We start from the raw sequence: 17,071 nt of genomic DNA, 5'->3' as shown, positions 1-17,071 counted from the left end.
CCACTTTCCTAAAGTGGCTTGCACACTTATAAGCCAAGAATAGGGTGATTACTTATGGAAAAATGCACTATAACTTTTCAACCGACAGGAAAGACTGTGGAAGTAACCAGAGGCACTAATTTGATGGAAGCAGCGCGAAAGGCAGGAGTATTCATGGATGCTCCTTGCGGAGGCAAGGGGGTATGCGGTAAATGCAAAGTCAAAGTAAAATCCGGTGCCCACAAGCATGAATATAATCCGCTTCTTTCGCCTGAAGAAATAGAACAGGGTGTCAGACTTGCTTGTATGACATGGGTTCAAGGCGATATGACCGTTGAAATTCTCCAGATAGATGTTATAAACGACATAATGGTAGAAGATATAACATCAGGCTCTAAAGGAAAATTTATAAAAAGGACTGTAGAAACACTAACCTCATCAGGCGTAAAAACGGGAACAAAGTTTGAAGCAGTAAGCCTTAAACTTCCAAAACCTACAATCGATGATAATATTCCCGATTTTGAAAGAGTCGAAAGGGAACTAAGGCAGGTGCTGGGGTGCAAAAATGTAAAATGCTTTGTTGAAGTCCTTAAAAAACTGCCCCAGGCTTTAAGAAGAAATAATTTTGAAATTAGACTTTTTGTTTCAAAAAATAGTGATGATTGTAATATCGTAAGCATTGCCGAGAAAGAAGAAGCCAGGCCTTTAGGTCTTTGTACGGATATCGGCACCACAACTGTTGCTGCCTGTCTTGTCGATATTCAAACAGGAGAAATAATGGCGTCTGCAAACAGCGGCAACTTGCAAATGCAGTACGGCGCAGATGTTATAAGTCGAATAATTTATTCTACGAAAAACAGTGGCCTTAAAAAATTGCAGCAGGCTATAGTTGAAGGTACATTGAATCAACTAATTAATAATATGACAAGCAAGATAGGTATTGATAAAAATGACATTATATTTTCGGTTTTTGCAGGCAATACAACCATGACTCATTTTCTGCTCGGAATATCTGCCGAGAATATTAGAATTGAACCTTATATACCGGCGTTTAGACATGCTCCCATATTTAGAGCCGGGGATATTTTACTTGATATCAACAAAAATGCACCTGTATTTACTCTGCCCAATGTTGCAAGCTATGTAGGAGGCGACATAGTGGCAGGAGTTTTGGCATCGGGGATCTGGAACAGTGATGAAACTATATTATTTATGGATTTAGGCACAAACGGTGAAATAGTCTTAGGAAACAGGGAATGGATGCTGACATGTGCGTGTTCTGCAGGGCCTGCCTTTGAAGGAGGAGAAATCAGCTGCGGCATGAGAGCTGCTATAGGCGCTATTGATGAGATAAAAATTAATAGATATGACTTAAGACCTGAAATAAAGGTTATAGGTAATGTTAAGCCAAAAGGTATTTGCGGTTCCGGAATAATCGATGCTATTGCCGAAATGTTTTTAACAGGTATAATAGATATGAAAGGAAAACTCAATACGACAATCAAATCAGACAGGATAAGATATAATACATATATTGGATGCAGCGAATATGTGATAGTCTTTGGAGATGGAACAGAAAGCGGCCGAGATATAACAATAAATGAAATCGATATAGATAATTTCCTGCGTGCAAAAGGTGCCGTATATTCGGGCGCAAGAACTCTTTTAAACAATGCAGGAATGACTCCGGAAGATATTGACAAAGTTATAATAGCAGGGGGAATAGGGCAGAATCTTGATATTGAAAACTCAATTATGATCGGTTTACTTCCTGATATACCCCTTTACAAATTTGATTTTGTGGGCAACAGTTCCCTTGCCGGAGCTTATGCATGCGTAATCAGCGATGAAGCAAGAAAAAAGGCAGCAGAAATTGCAGATAATATGACCTACATCGAGCTTAGCGCAGATCCCTCATATATAGAAGAGTTTATCAGCGCTTGTTTTCTTCCCCATACGGATGTCAGTCTGTTTCCAAGCCTGAAAGATGTTATGAATTTATAATTTGAAAATAAAATGTTATTTACAAAATTTACCAAAGGAGGAATTGCAATGGGAGAAAATAACTGCTGCAAATCAGATAAAGAAAAAGATATAGAAACATTAAAAATCCTTTTAGCACACTGGATTGAGCATAATAATTCCCATGAAGAAGGTTTCAGAGAATGGGCAGACAAGGCCAAGAACTTTAGAAAAACAGAGGTTTCAGAGCTGATATCAAAAGCCGCTGATTCTCTTAAAGCTGCCAGTGATTATTTACTTGAAGCTAAAAAACATATGTAAAACGAGAAACGGAGGTGCCTTAAAATGTGCGAATCAAAAGTCTACCTTTTAGAAGACGGCGAAGAGAAAAAGATAATGGATAATGTTATTCACATAGAGCCCCAAGGCGGCAAATTATTTATGTATGATCTTTTAGGCGAGCAAAAAATTGTCGATGCTGCAATTAAAGAAGTTCGACTTCTTGAACACAAGATAATACTTGAAAGAGAGAAAGCCAAATGAATATCGCCGTAGTAGACGGCATGGGAGGAGGAATCGGCAGTCAGATTATATCTCTTTTGAGACAAGATCTGCCGGCTGATATTACCATTTATGCCTTAGGCACTAATTCTGCTGCAACTTCAGCTATGATGAAAGAAAAGGCCAATAAAGGCGCCACAGGTGAAAATGCAATATCTTTTGCGGTAAAAAAAGCAGATGTAATTGTAGGGTCGCTTGGAATTGTTATTCCGAATTCTATGCTGGGAGAGATAACACCGCATATCGCTGAAGCTATAGCGTCTTCCTGCGCAAAAAAAATTCTTATCCCTATCACAGACAATGAGGACATAGTGCTTTTGGGTATAGAAAAAAAGCCATTATTTCTTGCCATAAAAGATGCCATAGAAAAAATTAAAGAATTAAATCAATGATAGAAGTTAAAAAACTAAATCAAGATAAAATTTCCAATTAACTCAAGAACGAACTTAAAGCCGCATACAAAAGTGCGGCTTTTTGCACATTAGCGCAATCAAAGGGTCTTTTTTATTAAAATATATACAAAATATGTAAACCGGGCAAATATAAGCTGAGAAGTATATAAATAGACCTAGAGCAATTAAAAAGCAAAAATAGCTATTTGACTTTTTGCCTCATATGCTGTACATTGTAAAGTGAATTGGAAATTGTTAAAAATATTTTGAAGGGTGGGTAGCTATGCTAAAAACCATCATCTTTATAATTTTAAGTTATTTAGTGGGCTCTATTTCTTCAGCCTCTGTGATCTGCAGTAAATTTTATTCAACAGATATAAGAAAATATGGCAGCGGAAATCCCGGCTCGACTAACGTGTTAAGAGTACTTGGCCCAAAAGCGGCTGCTTTGGTATTTATGGCGGATTTCGCGAAAGGTTTTGTTATGGTACTGCTAGGAAAACTTATTGGCGGTGAAAGCTTGGCATTGCTATCTGCCATTGCGGTTGTGATTGGGCATGATTGGTCTATATTTTTAGGCTTTAAAGGCGGAAAGGGAATCGCAACGAGTTTCGGAGCCATTTTGGTTCTTACTCCAAAAATAACACTTATACTTTTTGTGATAGGGGTAGTCGTAATTGCTCTATCACGTTATGTTTCTTTAGGTTCTGTTACTGCAGCTGTTTTATATCCTATCCTTGTCATAGCCTTTGGTTATCACCTAAACTACATAATGACAGGGCTTGTCTTGGGGCTTATTGCTATATACAGACATAAAGATAATATCAAAAGATTAATGGCCGGCAAAGAAAATAAGCTTGTATTAAAAAAGCGATAAAAATGAGTAACATTGGTAAAAAGTATCAAGAGATAGTGTTAAGTTGATATTTTTTACCAACGTAAAAGTACTTAAACTCAAGAAACACAGGCAAATATGATTGGCATATTTTTTGCAGTAGTATAATAATATAAATGAGGAAATTTCTAAATAAGGAAATTTTAATAATCTATAAATAATATTCAGAAAAAATATGAGGTGGTTATTTGATTGATCAAAAGATAATTCAAGACCTAAAGAGCTTTCCGGTAATACCGGCTATAAGAGATATTGAAAGAGTCAACATAGCTTTATCAAAAAAACCTAAGTGCATATTCCTTCTAACTGGTAATATATTAAATATTAAGAAGATCGTGGATCGAGTAAAAGAAAGCAATAAAACCGTCTTTTTACATTTAGATCTTCTCGAAGGTATTAGCAAAGATAGTATGGGAATAAAATATATTGCTCAGGAGATAAAACCGGACGGAATTATAACAACGCGAGCAAACCTTATAAATTGCGCAAAAAACGAAGGATTATTTACTATTCAGCGAATATTTATTCTAGATAGTCTTGCTCTTGATACTGCTGAAAAAACAGTTAAAAGCCTAAACCCTGATGCCATAGAAATTCTCCCGGCTGTAATACCTAAAGTTATCGGAAGGATATGCCGAACTGTAAGACATCCTGTTATAGCTGGGGGACTGATTGAAAATACAGCTGAAGTTGAAGCCGCTATCAAAGAGGGGGCCTGGGCTATATCAGTTACAAAAGAAGATATCTGGAACTATACCTTTTAAGGACTTGGAGAATAGGAGAAAGTCCTTCCTAGGTTAGTAATTACAGTACCTTTGTACTAATTACTAAGCTCGGAAGGACTTTTTAGTTTATAAAGGGGGTGATTGAACAGCTGCTTGTAATTTATTTCTATAAAATTTACTACAATAAGTCCACTAAAGACTAGAAAGAGTAGTATTAGTGAAAAAGTGGGTTCGATTTTAGGTTTTGCAATCGCAGGTGCTGCAGATGGAAACTGAAACAAAAGAAAGGCTTTATGCGGGTTGGAAAAAAGCTGTTAAGTGCTCTATAAATTGGGAAGATAAAGAGGTATAATGAAAATATAGTAGAATAGAATTTAAATTTGATTTTAGCTGTGGTGGAGAATATGGAGAACCACACCTTTATAGAGGTGTGGTTTTTCCATTTTTAAGGAGGAAAAAAATGGAAGATATAGTAATTATCGGAGCAGGAGTGACGGGATGCGCTATCGCGAGAGAGCTTGCTCGTTACGATGTTAATATTACATTAGTTGAAAAAGAAGAAGATGTAGCCTGCGGCACAAGTAAAGCAAACAGTGCAGTAGTCCATGCAGGATTCGATGCTGAGCCGGGCACCTTAAAAGCAAAATTTAATGTAATAGGAAATAAGCTATATCCTGAGTTGTGCAAAGAGCTGGATGTACCGTTTAAAATGAACGGAACATTGGTAGTTGCTGTAAATGATGAAGAAGTTCAAGTGCTTTATGAACTTTTAGAAAGAGGGAAAATTAATGGAGTAAATCCCCTTAGAATAATAGGCAAAGATGAGCTTTTAACACTTGAACCAAATTTGAATCCTGAGGCAAAGGCAGCTCTTGATGCCCCGACAGGAGGTATTGTTTGCCCTTATGAACTGACTATTGCACTAGCTGAAAATGCCAGCCAGAACGGCGTAAAATTTTGGCTCAATTCTCCTGTAACAGATATAGAAGTATTGGGCAATCACCACTTTTTAATAAAAACTCCAAAAGGAAATATAGAAACAAAATATATTGTAAATGCCGCAGGGCTTTTTGCAGATGAAATATCAAAAATGGCAGGAGCCGAAGAATATACAATAACTCCTCGAAAAGGCGAATATTTAATTTTCGATAAACAGTTTGGAAGTTTAGTTAAAAAAGCCATATTCCCTACACCGACTAAAATATCAAAAGGCATTTTAGTCTGCCCTACAGTCGATGGTAATATCTTTATAGGACCAAATTCCCATGATATAGGAGATAAATATGATACAACTGTAAATTCTGATGGCATAAAAGAAATTGTAGCAGGCGGAAAAAAGCTTATTCCAAATTTACCTATGAGAAATATCATAACGTCTTTTGCGGGATTAAGAGCAGTTTCCAATACTAATGATTTTATAATCGAAGCATCGAAAAAAATTAACGGATTTATCAATGTTGGCGGTATACAATCGCCGGGACTTACATCAGCGCCTGCGATAGCTCTTACGGTAAAAGACATTTTACAAGATATAGGCCTTAAGCTAAAAGAAAAAAGAGATTTTCTACCGCATAGGCCCAAAAAATTCAGGTTCAGAGAAATGGATAACGAAGAACGAAAAAGGCTTATTGAAGAAAATCCGGCCTTTGGACATGTAATCTGTCGATGCGAAACTGTTACCGAAGCAGAAATAATTGATGCAATAAAAAGACCTATAGGAGCACAAAACATTGATGCAGTAAAAAGAAGGACTAGAGCAGGCATGGGAAGATGCCAGGGAGGTTTTTGCTCGCCCAGAGTAGTAGAAATAATTACTCGGGAACTCGGTATAGATCCCTTGGAAGTTACAAAAAAAGGTCCCGGGTCCAATATTCTTATTGGCCGGATAAAAGAATTCTTGGAGGATGAAGGCGGTGACCAAAATGTTAAATAAGCAACTTGTAGTAATTGGCGGAGGTCCCGCGGGCCTTGCTGCTGCAATAGAAGCCAAAAAGAGCGGAGCAGAGGATATTTTACTTATAGAAAGAGATTCAGGGCTTGGCGGAATACTGCAGCAATGCATTCACAATGGTTTTGGACTTCATGTATTTAATGAAGAACTTACAGGACCTGAATATGCTGATAGATTTATTGAAGAACTTAAAACAATAGGCATTGAAACCTTGCTTGATACCATGGTGATAGAACTTGGAGCTGACAAAACAATAACTGCGGTAAGCCCTAAAAAAGGACTGCTTCAAATCAAAGCTGATGCAGTAATTTTGACTATGGGATGCAGAGAAAGGACAAGAGGCGCCATAAACATTCCGGGATACCGGCCTGCAGGAATCTTTACAGCAGGAACAGCCCAACGTTTTGTAAATATTGAAGGATATATGCCGGGAAGTGAGGTTGTTATTTTAGGCTCTGGCGATATAGGACTTATTATGGCAAGACGATTTACACTAGAAGGAGCAAAAGTAAAGTGCGTAGCAGAAATTATGCCCTATTCAAACGGACTTACAAGAAATATTGTTCAATGTCTAAATGATTTCGACATTCCACTACTCCTAAGCCATACAGTCACATATATTCACGGAAGAGATAGGGTCGAAGGCGTGACTATTGCAGAAGTAGATGAGAATATGAACCCTATCCCGTCTACTGAAAAATTTGTAAGTTGTGATACGCTGCTTTTGTCCGTAGGACTTATACCTGAAAATGAGCTTTCTAAAATGGCTGATATCAAAATTGACAATGTTACAGGCGGACCTGTGGTAAACCAAAGAATGGAAACTTCTATACCTGGAATTTTTGCATGCGGCAATGTGGTTCATGTTCATGATTTAGTTGATTTTGTTACGATGGAATCAAGACTTGCAGGCATGGGAGCTACAAATTATTTGAAAGACAAGCTTCCTGATAAAAACTATATTTCAATTTTAGCTGGTGATGATATAAGATATGTAGTGCCGCAGCTTGTAAATCCTGAAAAAATTCTAGGTGAAAAACAAAACTTTTTTATGCGCAGCACAAGACCAATGGAAAAAGCGCGGCTTTTTATAGAGTCCGATAGCGAACTGATTCGTGCAAGAGTACTACAGCATATAAAACCCAGCGAGATGATAAATATTAAGATTAAAAAAAGTGAGCTTGAAGGCAGAGATATTAAGACATTAAAACTTTCTCTTCGAGAAGAGGTGTAGATAATGGAATCAGTTAAAATTAATAAAACGGTAACATGCATTATTTGCCCAAAAGGGTGCCAAATAGATGTGAAATTAGTAGACGGCAATATTGAGAGTATAAAAAATTATGGATGTAAACGAGGAATAGAGTATGCAAAAAATGAAGTTTTAGATCCTAGAAGAACTCTTACAACAACACTAAAATTAACAGACGGCAGGATGTTGCCTGTCAAGACAAAACAACCCATTCCTAAAAAGTTGTTAAAAAGAGCTATGGTAGAGCTGAAAGATGCTGTAGTGTCTTCGCCTGTTAAAATCGGCGATGCCGTTGTAAGCAATGTTGTAGGCACTGGAATCGATATAGTAGCAACAGGCAATGCCGAAAAAAAGTAAATTTAAACCGAGGTGAAAAGCCATGTGCCAAAACGGTAAATTATTTGTAAAAATTACAAATGAAAAAGTTTTTGACAGCTTGCCCTTAGGTATCATTATAACGGATCATGAGGGAACTATTACCCTGTGCAATAAGGCAGCAGAAGAATTAATCGGGTCTGAAAAGGGATTAATAGTAGGTAGCCCGCTGCAAGAAATAATTCCCGATGTAACTTTAGGAAATGGCTCATTTACCAGAATTCGAGTCAGAGAAAATCTAAGTTTTGATGAAAGTAAAATTATATCAGCTGAAGTTAATCCCATTTCAGACGAAAGTGAAATTTTAGGGTATTCAGTGGTCTTTAACAGGCATTTCCTCCAAACAGAGGCAATGCCTCGTCTGCGCTCTAAAGACTTAGGCAGGGACAGTGATTCAGAGATTACCGATGAAGCCTTTAAGAATATTATTGGCAGCAGCAAAAGGTTACTTTCAGCTTTAAAAATTGCCGCAAAGGCGGCTAAAACTTCTTCTACAGTTCTATTACAAGGAGAAAGCGGTACAGGAAAAGAGCTTGTAGCAGAGGCAATACACTATGCAAGCAAAAGATGTGATGGTCCGTTTATAAAAGTAAATTGTCCCGGAATTCCGGCTGATCTTATGGAGAGCGAGCTTTTTGGCCACGAAAAAGGTTCTTTTACCGGAGCCATATATCAAAAGATTGGAAAATTCGAACTGGCAAATGGCGGCACCATATTTTTAGATGAAATAGGTGAACTTGATAAAAATTTGCAGTCAAAACTTCTCAGGGTTTTACAGGAACGTGAATTTGAAAGAGTCGGTGGCAATCGCGTTTTAAAAACAGATGTAAGAATAATAGCTGCAACACATAGAAATTTACAAGAAATGGTAAGTTTTGGGGATTTTCGTGAGGATTTATACTACCGCTTAAATGTAGTGCCTATAGTGCTTCCCAGTTTAAGAGAAAGAAAAGAAGATATCCCGCTGCTTGTTGAGCATTTCCTTAGGAAATTGTGCATGAAATTAGGAGTAAAAAGTAAATCGATAACAAAAAGAGCTGTTGAATCTTTATATAATTATGATTGGCCAGGAAATGTAAGGGAACTTGAGAATATAATTGAGCGTGCTATCAACCTTGCAGAAACAGACATAATCGATATTTCAGATTTACCGCAAGGCATAGCCAACAGGACAAGTGAGGCAAAGCGACTACTAATTAATCTTGAGCCGGACGGTGAGTTGGCAAGCTATGATGATTATGAAAAGGCAATAATAAAAGTTGCACTAAACAAATATAAAAGCTTCAATGCTGCAGGCAAAGCCTTAGGCATTACTCATAAAACTGTAGCGGCAAAAGCTAGAAGGTATGGCATAATAGAGTAAGTTTAAAGGAGTTTTAAAATGCCGAACTTAAAATCATTTAAAGGAAATGATATTCAAAACTATTTGATTGATCAAAGTGAAATGCTTCATTAAAAAAGAAAACGAAATAATTTTTGGAATAAATCCCGCACTAAGTCCGGAAATTATAAAATCGCTGTACCTGCCGGTTATTAACATGGTGTGTAAGAATATGAATCTTATTCCTCATGTTCTAGTTGCTACTGATTATGATGCACTGTCAAATAGTTTGATTGATGGTATTATTGATGTAGGATGGTTTTCACCACTCGCTTATGTAAATGCAAAAAGCAAAGGTCCTATTGTTCCGCTTGTAACGCCTATAGTAAACGGTTCACCGAGTTACCTGGGCTATATTATTACAACTGTTGATTCCGGAATAAAAAATCTGTCAGATATAAAAGGCCAGCGAATGGCTTTTGTAGATCCAAAATCAGCTTCGGGCTATGCTTATCCTCGTATGCTGCTGAAAAAAGCAGGAATAGATCCTGATAGAGATTTAGAAGAGCAATTATGTCTTGGAACCCACAGCAACGTTGTTGAAGCAGTGCTTTCAGGCTCAGTTAAAGTAGGAGCTACTTATTCTGAAGCTATAGAAGAAGCGAAACGCCAAGGTTTAGATATAACAAAACTTGTATATTTGGCAAAAACCGACCCGATTCCTAAAGACTGTATAGCTGCCCGAGCAAACATGGATCAAGAGATTTTGGATAAACTCAAAAACGCCTTTATCAATTACAGAGACAATAAGAAGGGGAGTTCAATAATTAACGGATTTGTCATTGCTGATGACAAAAACTACGATATAATCCGGGAAGTCGCAAAAGATGCAAACTGACAAATATTTAATTAAAATATGTAAACTGCCATGAATGTAGTATAATAAAATTAAACAGCTTTTAGGAGGTGATGATTTAATGAAAAAGGCCATAAATAATCCTGAAAATGTAGTTGAGGAAATGTTAGAAGGCATGGCTGCAGCCTATCCTCAGTATGTTAGAAAGCTTGATGGCTTTGATGTTATGGTAAGAACTAATGCACCGATAAAGGGTAAGGTTGCTTTAGTGTCCGGAGGAGGAAGCGGACATGAACCTTCTCATGCAGGTTTTGTAGGTAAAGGCATGCTGGATGCAGCAGTAGCAGGAGCTGTTTTTACATCACCAACACCTGATCAGATATATGAAGCAATAAAAGCAGTGGACGGAGGAGCCGGGGTTCTGCTGATAATAAAGAACTACACCGGCGATATAATGAACTTTGAAATGGCGGCGGAAATGGCTGAGGGCGACGGAATAAATATTGAAAAAGTAGTTGTAAATGATGATGTTGCTGTTGAAGACAGCCTTTATACCACCGGCAGGCGCGGCATTGCGGGAACGGTTTTTGTACATAAGATTGCCGGAGCAAAGGCTGAAGCAGGCGGGACTTTGGTAGAAGTAAAAAATACAGCAGAAAAAGTTATTAATAATGTGCGAAGCATGGGATTTGCCCTTACGCCATGCACCGTCCCTGCTGCGGGTAAACCCAATTTTACCCTGGGCGAAGATGAAATGGAAATAGGCATAGGCATTCACGGAGAACCGGGGACAATGAGGACTTCTATCATGAAGGCAGATGAAATCGTGGATCACTTACTTGATAAGATAACAATGGATCTGCCTTATGAAGCAGGCGATGAAGTAGCCGTAATGGTAAACGGCCTTGGTGCAACACCTTTGATGGAACAATTTATAATGAACCGAAGAATAAGCGAGGTTTTAAAGGAAAAGAAAATTAAGGTGTACAAGACATTTATCGGTGAATTTATGACTTCACTTGAGATGGCGGGAGCATCTATTACTCTTTTAAAATTAGATAAGGAACTAAAGACTCTACTAGATGCATCTGCAGATACACCTGCTTTAAGACAGCTTTGATTGGGCGAGAAAGGAAGAGAACATAATGGCAGTTGACAGTGCACAACTTATCAAAATAATAAATCATATGGCACAGCATATTGAGGAAAATAAGGATTTTTTAACAGAGCTTGATGCGGCAATTGGTGATGCCGATCATGGCATAAATATGGCAAAGGGCTTTAGAGCGGTCAGCGAAAAAATTTCGTCGATGGAAGATAAGGACTGCGGCACTATCTTAAAAACAGTTGGAATGACATTGGTATCTACGGTAGGTGGTGCATCAGGTCCTTTATACGGGACGGCATTTATGAGGGCATCTCAGGCAGCCGGGGCAAAAGACAAGATCGCCTTTGAGGATTTGCCTGCCATATTGGACGCCGCCCTTGAAGGCATTAAGACGCGAGGCAAAGCGGAAAAAGGCGAAAAAACCATAATAGATTCTCTAGAACCTGCTGTCAAAGTCTTAAAAAGTTCTTCACCTGCAGACCTTGATCTTTTAAAAAAAGCGGTAGATGCGGCAAAAGATGGTGTAGAATATACAAAAGGCATTATCGCAAAAAAAGGAAGGGCAAGCTATCTTGGCGAAAGAAGCATCGGCCATCAAGACCCCGGAGCTACATCCTGCTATATTATGCTAAAAGCCCTATATGATGCACTGGAAAATATACAAAAATGAGGTGTTCTTTTGGTTGGAATTGTTCTTGTCTCACATAGTAAAAAGTTGGCACAAGGAGCCAAAGAGCTTATAGAGCAGGTTGTAAGAGAGAAAATAAAAATTGAAGAGGCTGCAGGAACATCAGATGGCAGACTAGGCACTGACGCCTTCCTAATCGAAGAGAAAATTATCGATGTCTTTGATGGAGACGGAGTATTAATTATACCGGATCTTGGTAGTGCGGTAATGAGCGCCGAGATGGCCATTGAAGATTTAAGAGAAGATGTAAGAAAGAAGGTTTGCATGGCAGATGCCCCCTTTGTAGAAGGTGCTATGGCGGCGGCTATGGAAGCAAGTTTCGGTAAAAATCTTGAAGAAGTAAAAAAGGCTGCCGAAGATACACGAGGCATGAAGAAGATAATGTAGAATTATAAGGAGCTTTCGAATGACGAAAGCTCCTTATGCATGCTTTATTTTAACTTAAATTAAGTCTAGTTAAAACCTTCATTATTTTTTATGAAGGATTTTTAAGCAAAACAGCGAAATATAAAAGCATATATATTTTAAATATAAAATCGGAGGTAGATATCATGCAAAAATATACTATTAGAACAGAAGAACATAACCAAATGCTTGATATAACTACAATTGTTCAAAAAAGTGTAGATGAGTCAGAAGTAAGGGATGGTATGTGTTACATTTTTATTCCTCATACTACAGCAGGAATTACTATAAATGAAGGAGCAGATAAAGATGTGTCCATTGATATTCTAGAAACCCTGGATAAACTTGTTCCTCATAATGGTGATTATCGCCATTTAGAAGGAAATTCGGATGCCCATATTAAAGCTTCCCTGGTTGGAGATAGTTTAACACTTATAGTCAGAGAAGGTAAATTATTACTAGGTACATGGCAGAGAATATTTTTCTGTGAATTTGATGGACCTAGGACAAGAAATATTATAGTTAAGGTTGTGGAGGACAAATAATAGGCGCAATAAAATCCGAAAGTGTTGACAATAAAGAGCGGGTTTGCTATTTTATAAGTATTGGAAATAAAAATGTATTACGGTAGGTATAAAAAAATTGTGATAAAAATGTAGCACGGGAGGATGGATAATGTTCAGATTTGCAACAACCTCCCTCCTGCGTTTATCGGACAAAATACCAGCTTAATCATAAATAATGAAAGCAGTACAAAAGGAGGAGGGCTTAATTGCCGATAATTTGGAACAAGCAATGGGAATGTGCCTCAAGAAAAGATATTGAGGAGATTCAACTCGAAAGATTAAAATCAACAATAAAAAGAGTTTACGACAATGTTCCGTATTATAGGAAAACATTGGATTCAATGGGGATTACGCCTGCTGATATTAAGAAATTAGAGGACATAAGGCGCTTACCATTTACAACCAAGGACGTGCTAAGAGATAACTATCCCTTTGGTATTTTTGCTGTTCCCAGAAATAAGTTGCTGAGAATACATGCTTCTTCAGGCACTACAGGAAAGCCTACAGTGGTAGGATATACGAAAAATGATCTTGATACATGGGCAGAAGTCGTTGCAAGGGTAGTAACTCAAGCAGGAGTAACAGATGAAGATATGGCTCAAGTGGCTTTTGGGTATGGACTTTTTACAGGCGCCTTTGGCCTTCACTACGGTCTTGAAAAAGTTGGAGCGGCTGTAGTGCCTGCATCAGTCGGTAATACCGAGCGGCAGATAATGCTTTTACAGGATTTTGAATCTACAGCCCTTATTTCAACTCCTTCATATGCCCTTTATATGTCGGAAGTTGCTGAAAAAATGGGGATTGACATAAAAAATTTAAAACTAAAATATGGTCTTTTTGGTTCAGAAGCATGCACAGAAGAAATGCGGCGGGAGCTTGAAAAGCGCTGGGGAATTTTGGTTACTGATAATTATGGTCTTAGTGAAGTAATGGGACCCGGAGTTTCAGGAGAGTGTCAGTATCAAGACGGTATGCACATAGCCGAGGACCATTTTCTAATAGAAATTATTGATCCGCTAACCGGAGAACCAAAAGATTACGGCGAAGAAGGGGAAGTAGTTATAACAACACTTACTAAAGAAGCCCTTCCCTTGATACGCTACCGCACAAGAGATATATCTTCCTTAAATCCCGAGCCTTGCAAATGCGGCAGAACAAGTACTCGAATGAAGAAAATCTCCGGAAGAACCGATGATATGCTTATAATTAGAGGTGTGAATGTTTTTCCATCTCAAATAGAAGGCGTTTTAGTTCAATCTGAAGGTCTTACGCCTAACTATATGCTCGTTGTTACTAAAAATGGTTATATGGACGAATTGGAAGTCCAGGTTGAGGTTACAGAGGAGATTTTTACAGATCGATTTAGAGAACTGGAAGCCATGGAAAAACGAATAGAGCATAAACTTCACACAGTTTTAGGCATTAGCGCAAATGTAAGACTTATAGCACCAAACTCGCTAGAACGATTTGAAGGAAAAGCCCGCAGAGTAAAAGACTTAAGAAAACAAAATTAATATTTAATTATAGCGCCACCTGCAAAAAACGGGTGGTTTTTTAGTTAGAATTGATTTTTATCTTTTCTCATGATAAGATTAAACCAAACATACGTTCGGAGATGATTAGATGCTTTCGATTTTACATGTGGATATGAATGCGTTTTATGCTTCATGCCATCAAGCAAAAGATCCTTCCCTTAAAAATAAGCCCATAATGGTAGCAGGAGATCCAAAAAAGAGGACCGGCATTATACTTACAGCCTCTTATGAGGCGCGCAGATATGGAGTAAAGACAGGAATGCCAAAATGGCAGGCGGAAAAACTTTGTCCTCAAGGTACATTTATAAAGCCGGATTATGAATTATATGTAAATGCCAGTCAAAAGGTTATGAATATCCTTAGAAATTTCACTCCACAAGTGGAAGTATTCAGCATCGACGAAGCATGGCTTGATGTATCAGGCTGTGAAAAACTGTTTGGAGATTCGCTTAATATAGCTAAAAAAATTCAGTGTGAAATTTATAAAAAATTAGACCTTCAGTGCTCAATTGGAATATCCTCCAATAAACTTTTAGCCAAAATGGCCTCTGACATGAAAAAGCCTAATGCAATTACTGTGCTTTATCCCGAAGATGTTCCAAAACTGCTTTGGCCCCTTCCTGTCGACAAATTATTTGGAGTAGGCAGGCGGATGAATGAGCGTTTCAGTCATATGAATATTAAAACTATAGGGGATTTGGCAATTACTCCAAAGAATGTTTTGGAAAAAGCTTTTGGTTTAAATGGTACATATTTACATCTTTGGGCAAATGGAATAGATAACAGCAAGGTAAATCCCCACATATCAGATGATGCAAAATCTATGGGACATTCTATTACTATGCCGGCAGATATCACATCTTTTGATGAGGCAGAAAAGGTCCTTCTTTTTTTAGCCGAACAAGTAGGGCGCAGAGTGCGGCGAGAAAACTATTTAGGTCGGACAGTTAGTATAACATTAAAAAATAATTTGTTTGATGTGGTTACCCGTTCAAGCACCACCTTTTATACCAACAGCACAGAAGATATTTATAATACGGCCAAGAAGCTGCTTTATTCAAACTGGGACGGCAAAATGCCATTAAGACTTGTAGGCGTCAGTCTTTCTAACCTTGTTAAAGAATTTGAACAGATTTCTCTTTTTGATGAAGAAAAGAGGAGAAAGAAACTTAATATGGTAATAGATGAAATAAAAGACCGCTTTGGCGATGATGCAATTTTTCGTGCAAGACTTCTGCAGGATAAAGAATTAAATGAAAGAAAATTAAGTAAAGCGCAAAAAATGAGCGAAAATAAGAGAAGCCAGTTTTAATTGAAAAAATTTCAAAGTAATTATATAATTAAGATGCATAAAAGGTTTTAAAGAAAAGGATTGGAATTCATGAAAACGATAATTAGAGATAGTAATTTATTTAAGGGAAATTATAAGTTAATAGCATTAGATATTGATGGTACCCTTATCAATAGCCATCATATCATAACTTTGCGCACGAAAAATGCAATTAAAAAAGCAAAAGATGCGGGGATAAAAGTTACAATATCTACAGGACGACACTATAGAAGTGCTTTAAGCAGGGCAAAAGAAATAAATATAGATGCCCCTCTTATTTGCAGCGATGGAGCGCTTATAAAAGATTTTTATACAAATTCTTCCGTGTGCCATTCTCTTTCTAAAGAAATTGCCGCAGATATCATGAAAGCCGCATCACAATATGATGATTTTAAGATTCAAATCTTTACAGAAGAAAGTAAAATTAATATAGGTTCAGATTACCGCAGCAAATATTTTAAGCGCTTTTTAAGGGAGCCGCTAAAGCATTCACCTATAGGATATTTTAATTTGATGCGAGATTTTGCCTTTATACCGGTAACAAATGTAAAAAATGTGGATGAGGCTATTAAAATCATGAGAGAAGAACCTCTTAAAGTGGTAGTTTATGGAAATGAGATACAAGAAGATCTGAAAATTTTTACAGAAGAAATAACAAAAAAGTACAGAGATGCAATTTCAATAACATCAGCCATAGATAACTGCATAGATATACTAAAGGGTGGGGTATCAAAGGCGAAAGGCCTTGCTGTTGCGTGTGAAAAACTAGGTATAAGACCTGAAGAAATAATAGCCGTAGGTGATAACATAAATGACATTAAAATGATTGAATATGCGGGACTTGGAGTTGCTATGGGCAATGCCCCGGAAAGGGTAAAAAACAAAGCAGATTATGTAACTGCAGACAATGATAGCGAGGGTCTTGCGATATTTTTTGAAAAACTTCTTGCAGGAGAAATACAGATAAAGGAAACATTATATCAAACAAAACTTTGCCAAAGCGAAAGATAGGAAAATAAAAAAGAAGAGAATGAAGAAATAAGGAGGCAACCTGCCGCCTTATTTTTATGAGTGCGCCCGGCACGGGCACAGTCTAATGGGTGAAAGTCCCTAGTGCGGGTCGATAGTGCCAAGCACATAGCCAAGGACAAGGGTGTCCATCGAGAGATG

At 37.6% G+C, this 17,071-nt stretch carries 18 protein-coding genes; all 18 read left to right on the top strand.

Features of this window, described 5'->3' with window-relative positions; translation table 11 throughout:
- Positions 1-54: 54 nt before the first annotated feature.
- The 18 genes from acsV (at position 55) to BUE08_RS04665 (ending at position 16,912) form a co-directional block, all read left to right on the top strand.
- The gene (gene acsV, locus BUE08_RS04750; protein ID WP_286680466.1) at positions 55-1,983 is read left to right on the top strand and encodes a corrinoid activation/regeneration protein AcsV; all 1,929 of its coding nucleotides are present in this window, start codon (positions 55-57) and stop codon (positions 1,981-1,983) included.
- Between the two features lie 48 nt (positions 1,984-2,031).
- Positions 2,032-2,262 carry a DUF8180 domain-containing protein gene (locus BUE08_RS04745; RefSeq protein ID WP_286680465.1) on the top strand — a complete coding sequence of 77 codons (231 nt, stop codon included), beginning with the start codon at positions 2,032-2,034 and terminating at the stop codon, positions 2,260-2,262.
- Positions 2,263-2,286: 24 nt separating this feature from the next.
- Positions 2,287-2,484 (top strand): CooT family nickel-binding protein, encoded by a 198-nt coding sequence (locus tag BUE08_RS04740; protein WP_286680464.1) that lies wholly within the window; start codon positions 2,287-2,289, stop codon positions 2,482-2,484.
- Positions 2,481-2,894 (top strand): DUF3842 family protein, encoded by a 414-nt coding sequence (locus BUE08_RS04735; RefSeq protein WP_286680463.1) that lies wholly within the window; start codon positions 2,481-2,483, stop codon positions 2,892-2,894. The genes BUE08_RS04740 and BUE08_RS04735 overlap by 4 nt, the downstream gene beginning before the upstream one ends.
- A gap of 283 nt (positions 2,895-3,177) precedes the next feature.
- The gene (gene plsY, locus BUE08_RS04730; protein ID WP_286680462.1) at positions 3,178-3,771 is read left to right on the top strand and encodes a glycerol-3-phosphate 1-O-acyltransferase PlsY; all 594 of its coding nucleotides are present in this window, start codon (positions 3,178-3,180) and stop codon (positions 3,769-3,771) included.
- A gap of 206 nt (positions 3,772-3,977) precedes the next feature.
- Complete coding sequence (locus tag BUE08_RS04725) at positions 3,978-4,553, top strand: glycerol-3-phosphate responsive antiterminator (RefSeq protein ID WP_286680461.1); 576 nt, start codon at positions 3,978-3,980, stop codon at positions 4,551-4,553.
- A gap of 421 nt (positions 4,554-4,974) precedes the next feature.
- Positions 4,975-6,447: an NAD(P)/FAD-dependent oxidoreductase gene (locus tag BUE08_RS04720; protein WP_286680460.1), complete on the top strand. Its 1,473-nt coding sequence runs from the start codon at positions 4,975-4,977 to the stop codon at positions 6,445-6,447.
- Positions 6,437-7,699, top strand: coding sequence for an NAD(P)/FAD-dependent oxidoreductase (locus BUE08_RS04715; RefSeq protein WP_286680459.1), 1,263 nt, complete (start codon positions 6,437-6,439; stop codon positions 7,697-7,699). The genes BUE08_RS04720 and BUE08_RS04715 overlap by 11 nt, the downstream gene beginning before the upstream one ends.
- 3 nt (positions 7,700-7,702) lie before the next feature.
- The gene (locus BUE08_RS04710; RefSeq protein ID WP_286680458.1) at positions 7,703-8,074 is read left to right on the top strand and encodes a DUF1667 domain-containing protein; all 372 of its coding nucleotides are present in this window, start codon (positions 7,703-7,705) and stop codon (positions 8,072-8,074) included.
- A gap of 22 nt (positions 8,075-8,096) precedes the next feature.
- Complete coding sequence (locus tag BUE08_RS04705; RefSeq protein WP_286680457.1) at positions 8,097-9,455, top strand: sigma-54 interaction domain-containing protein; 1,359 nt, start codon at positions 8,097-8,099, stop codon at positions 9,453-9,455.
- A 76-nt stretch (positions 9,456-9,531) separates the two neighbouring features.
- The gene (locus BUE08_RS04700) at positions 9,532-10,311 is read left to right on the top strand and encodes a phosphate/phosphite/phosphonate ABC transporter substrate-binding protein (protein ID WP_286680456.1); all 780 of its coding nucleotides are present in this window, start codon (positions 9,532-9,534) and stop codon (positions 10,309-10,311) included.
- 79 nt (positions 10,312-10,390) lie between these two features.
- Entirely contained in the window at positions 10,391-11,389 is a 999-nt protein-coding gene (gene dhaK, locus BUE08_RS04695) for a dihydroxyacetone kinase subunit DhaK (protein ID WP_286680455.1), read from the top strand.
- Positions 11,390-11,414: 25 nt separating this feature from the next.
- Complete coding sequence (gene dhaL / locus BUE08_RS04690) at positions 11,415-12,047, top strand: dihydroxyacetone kinase subunit DhaL (protein ID WP_286680454.1); 633 nt, start codon at positions 11,415-11,417, stop codon at positions 12,045-12,047.
- Between the two features lie 9 nt (positions 12,048-12,056).
- Entirely contained in the window at positions 12,057-12,452 is a 396-nt protein-coding gene (gene dhaM, locus BUE08_RS04685; protein ID WP_286680453.1) for a dihydroxyacetone kinase phosphoryl donor subunit DhaM, read from the top strand.
- A 164-nt stretch (positions 12,453-12,616) separates the two neighbouring features.
- The gene (locus tag BUE08_RS04680) at positions 12,617-13,015 is read left to right on the top strand and encodes a secondary thiamine-phosphate synthase enzyme YjbQ (protein ID WP_286680452.1); all 399 of its coding nucleotides are present in this window, start codon (positions 12,617-12,619) and stop codon (positions 13,013-13,015) included.
- Positions 13,016-13,248: 233 nt separating this feature from the next.
- Positions 13,249-14,550, top strand: coding sequence for a phenylacetate--CoA ligase family protein (locus tag BUE08_RS04675; RefSeq protein WP_353682086.1), 1,302 nt, complete (start codon positions 13,249-13,251; stop codon positions 14,548-14,550).
- 109 nt (positions 14,551-14,659) lie between these two features.
- Positions 14,660-15,883: a DNA polymerase IV gene (locus tag BUE08_RS04670; RefSeq protein WP_286680450.1), complete on the top strand. Its 1,224-nt coding sequence runs from the start codon at positions 14,660-14,662 to the stop codon at positions 15,881-15,883.
- A gap of 69 nt (positions 15,884-15,952) precedes the next feature.
- Entirely contained in the window at positions 15,953-16,912 is a 960-nt protein-coding gene (locus BUE08_RS04665; protein WP_286680449.1) for a Cof-type HAD-IIB family hydrolase, read from the top strand.
- Positions 16,913-17,071: the final 159 nt, after the last annotated feature.

Origin of the sequence: Tepidanaerobacter sp. EBM-49, from assembly GCF_001896645.1 — a bacterium.
GTDB lineage: Bacteria > Bacillota > Thermosediminibacteria > Thermosediminibacterales > Tepidanaerobacteraceae > Tepidanaerobacter > Tepidanaerobacter syntrophicus.
Note: the sequence above shows the minus strand (reverse complement) of the source record. Positions and strands in the feature narration are given on the sequence as shown.

What these genes read in the sequence shown, in the direction of transcription:
- acsV (WP_286680466.1), top strand. Translation starts at nt 55, where the DNA reads ATGGAAAAATGCACTATAACTTTTCAACCGACAGGAAAGACTGTGGAA.
- BUE08_RS04745 (WP_286680465.1), top strand. Translation starts at nt 2,032, where the DNA reads ATGGGAGAAAATAACTGCTGCAAATCAGATAAAGAAAAAGATATAGAA.
- BUE08_RS04740 (WP_286680464.1), top strand. Translation starts at nt 2,287, where the DNA reads ATGTGCGAATCAAAAGTCTACCTTTTAGAAGACGGCGAAGAGAAAAAG.
- BUE08_RS04735 (WP_286680463.1), top strand. Translation starts at nt 2,481, where the DNA reads ATGAATATCGCCGTAGTAGACGGCATGGGAGGAGGAATCGGCAGTCAG.
- plsY (WP_286680462.1), top strand. Translation starts at nt 3,178, where the DNA reads ATGCTAAAAACCATCATCTTTATAATTTTAAGTTATTTAGTGGGCTCT.
- BUE08_RS04720 (WP_286680460.1), top strand. Translation starts at nt 4,975, where the DNA reads ATGGAAGATATAGTAATTATCGGAGCAGGAGTGACGGGATGCGCTATC.
- BUE08_RS04715 (WP_286680459.1), top strand. Translation starts at nt 6,437, where the DNA reads ATGTTAAATAAGCAACTTGTAGTAATTGGCGGAGGTCCCGCGGGCCTT.
- BUE08_RS04710 (WP_286680458.1), top strand. Translation starts at nt 7,703, where the DNA reads ATGGAATCAGTTAAAATTAATAAAACGGTAACATGCATTATTTGCCCA.
- BUE08_RS04705 (WP_286680457.1), top strand. Translation starts at nt 8,097, where the DNA reads ATGTGCCAAAACGGTAAATTATTTGTAAAAATTACAAATGAAAAAGTT.
- dhaK (WP_286680455.1), top strand. Translation starts at nt 10,391, where the DNA reads ATGAAAAAGGCCATAAATAATCCTGAAAATGTAGTTGAGGAAATGTTA.
- dhaL (WP_286680454.1), top strand. Translation starts at nt 11,415, where the DNA reads ATGGCAGTTGACAGTGCACAACTTATCAAAATAATAAATCATATGGCA.
- BUE08_RS04680 (WP_286680452.1), top strand. Translation starts at nt 12,617, where the DNA reads ATGCAAAAATATACTATTAGAACAGAAGAACATAACCAAATGCTTGAT.
- BUE08_RS04670 (WP_286680450.1), top strand. Translation starts at nt 14,660, where the DNA reads ATGCTTTCGATTTTACATGTGGATATGAATGCGTTTTATGCTTCATGC.
- BUE08_RS04665 (WP_286680449.1), top strand. Translation starts at nt 15,953, where the DNA reads ATGAAAACGATAATTAGAGATAGTAATTTATTTAAGGGAAATTATAAG.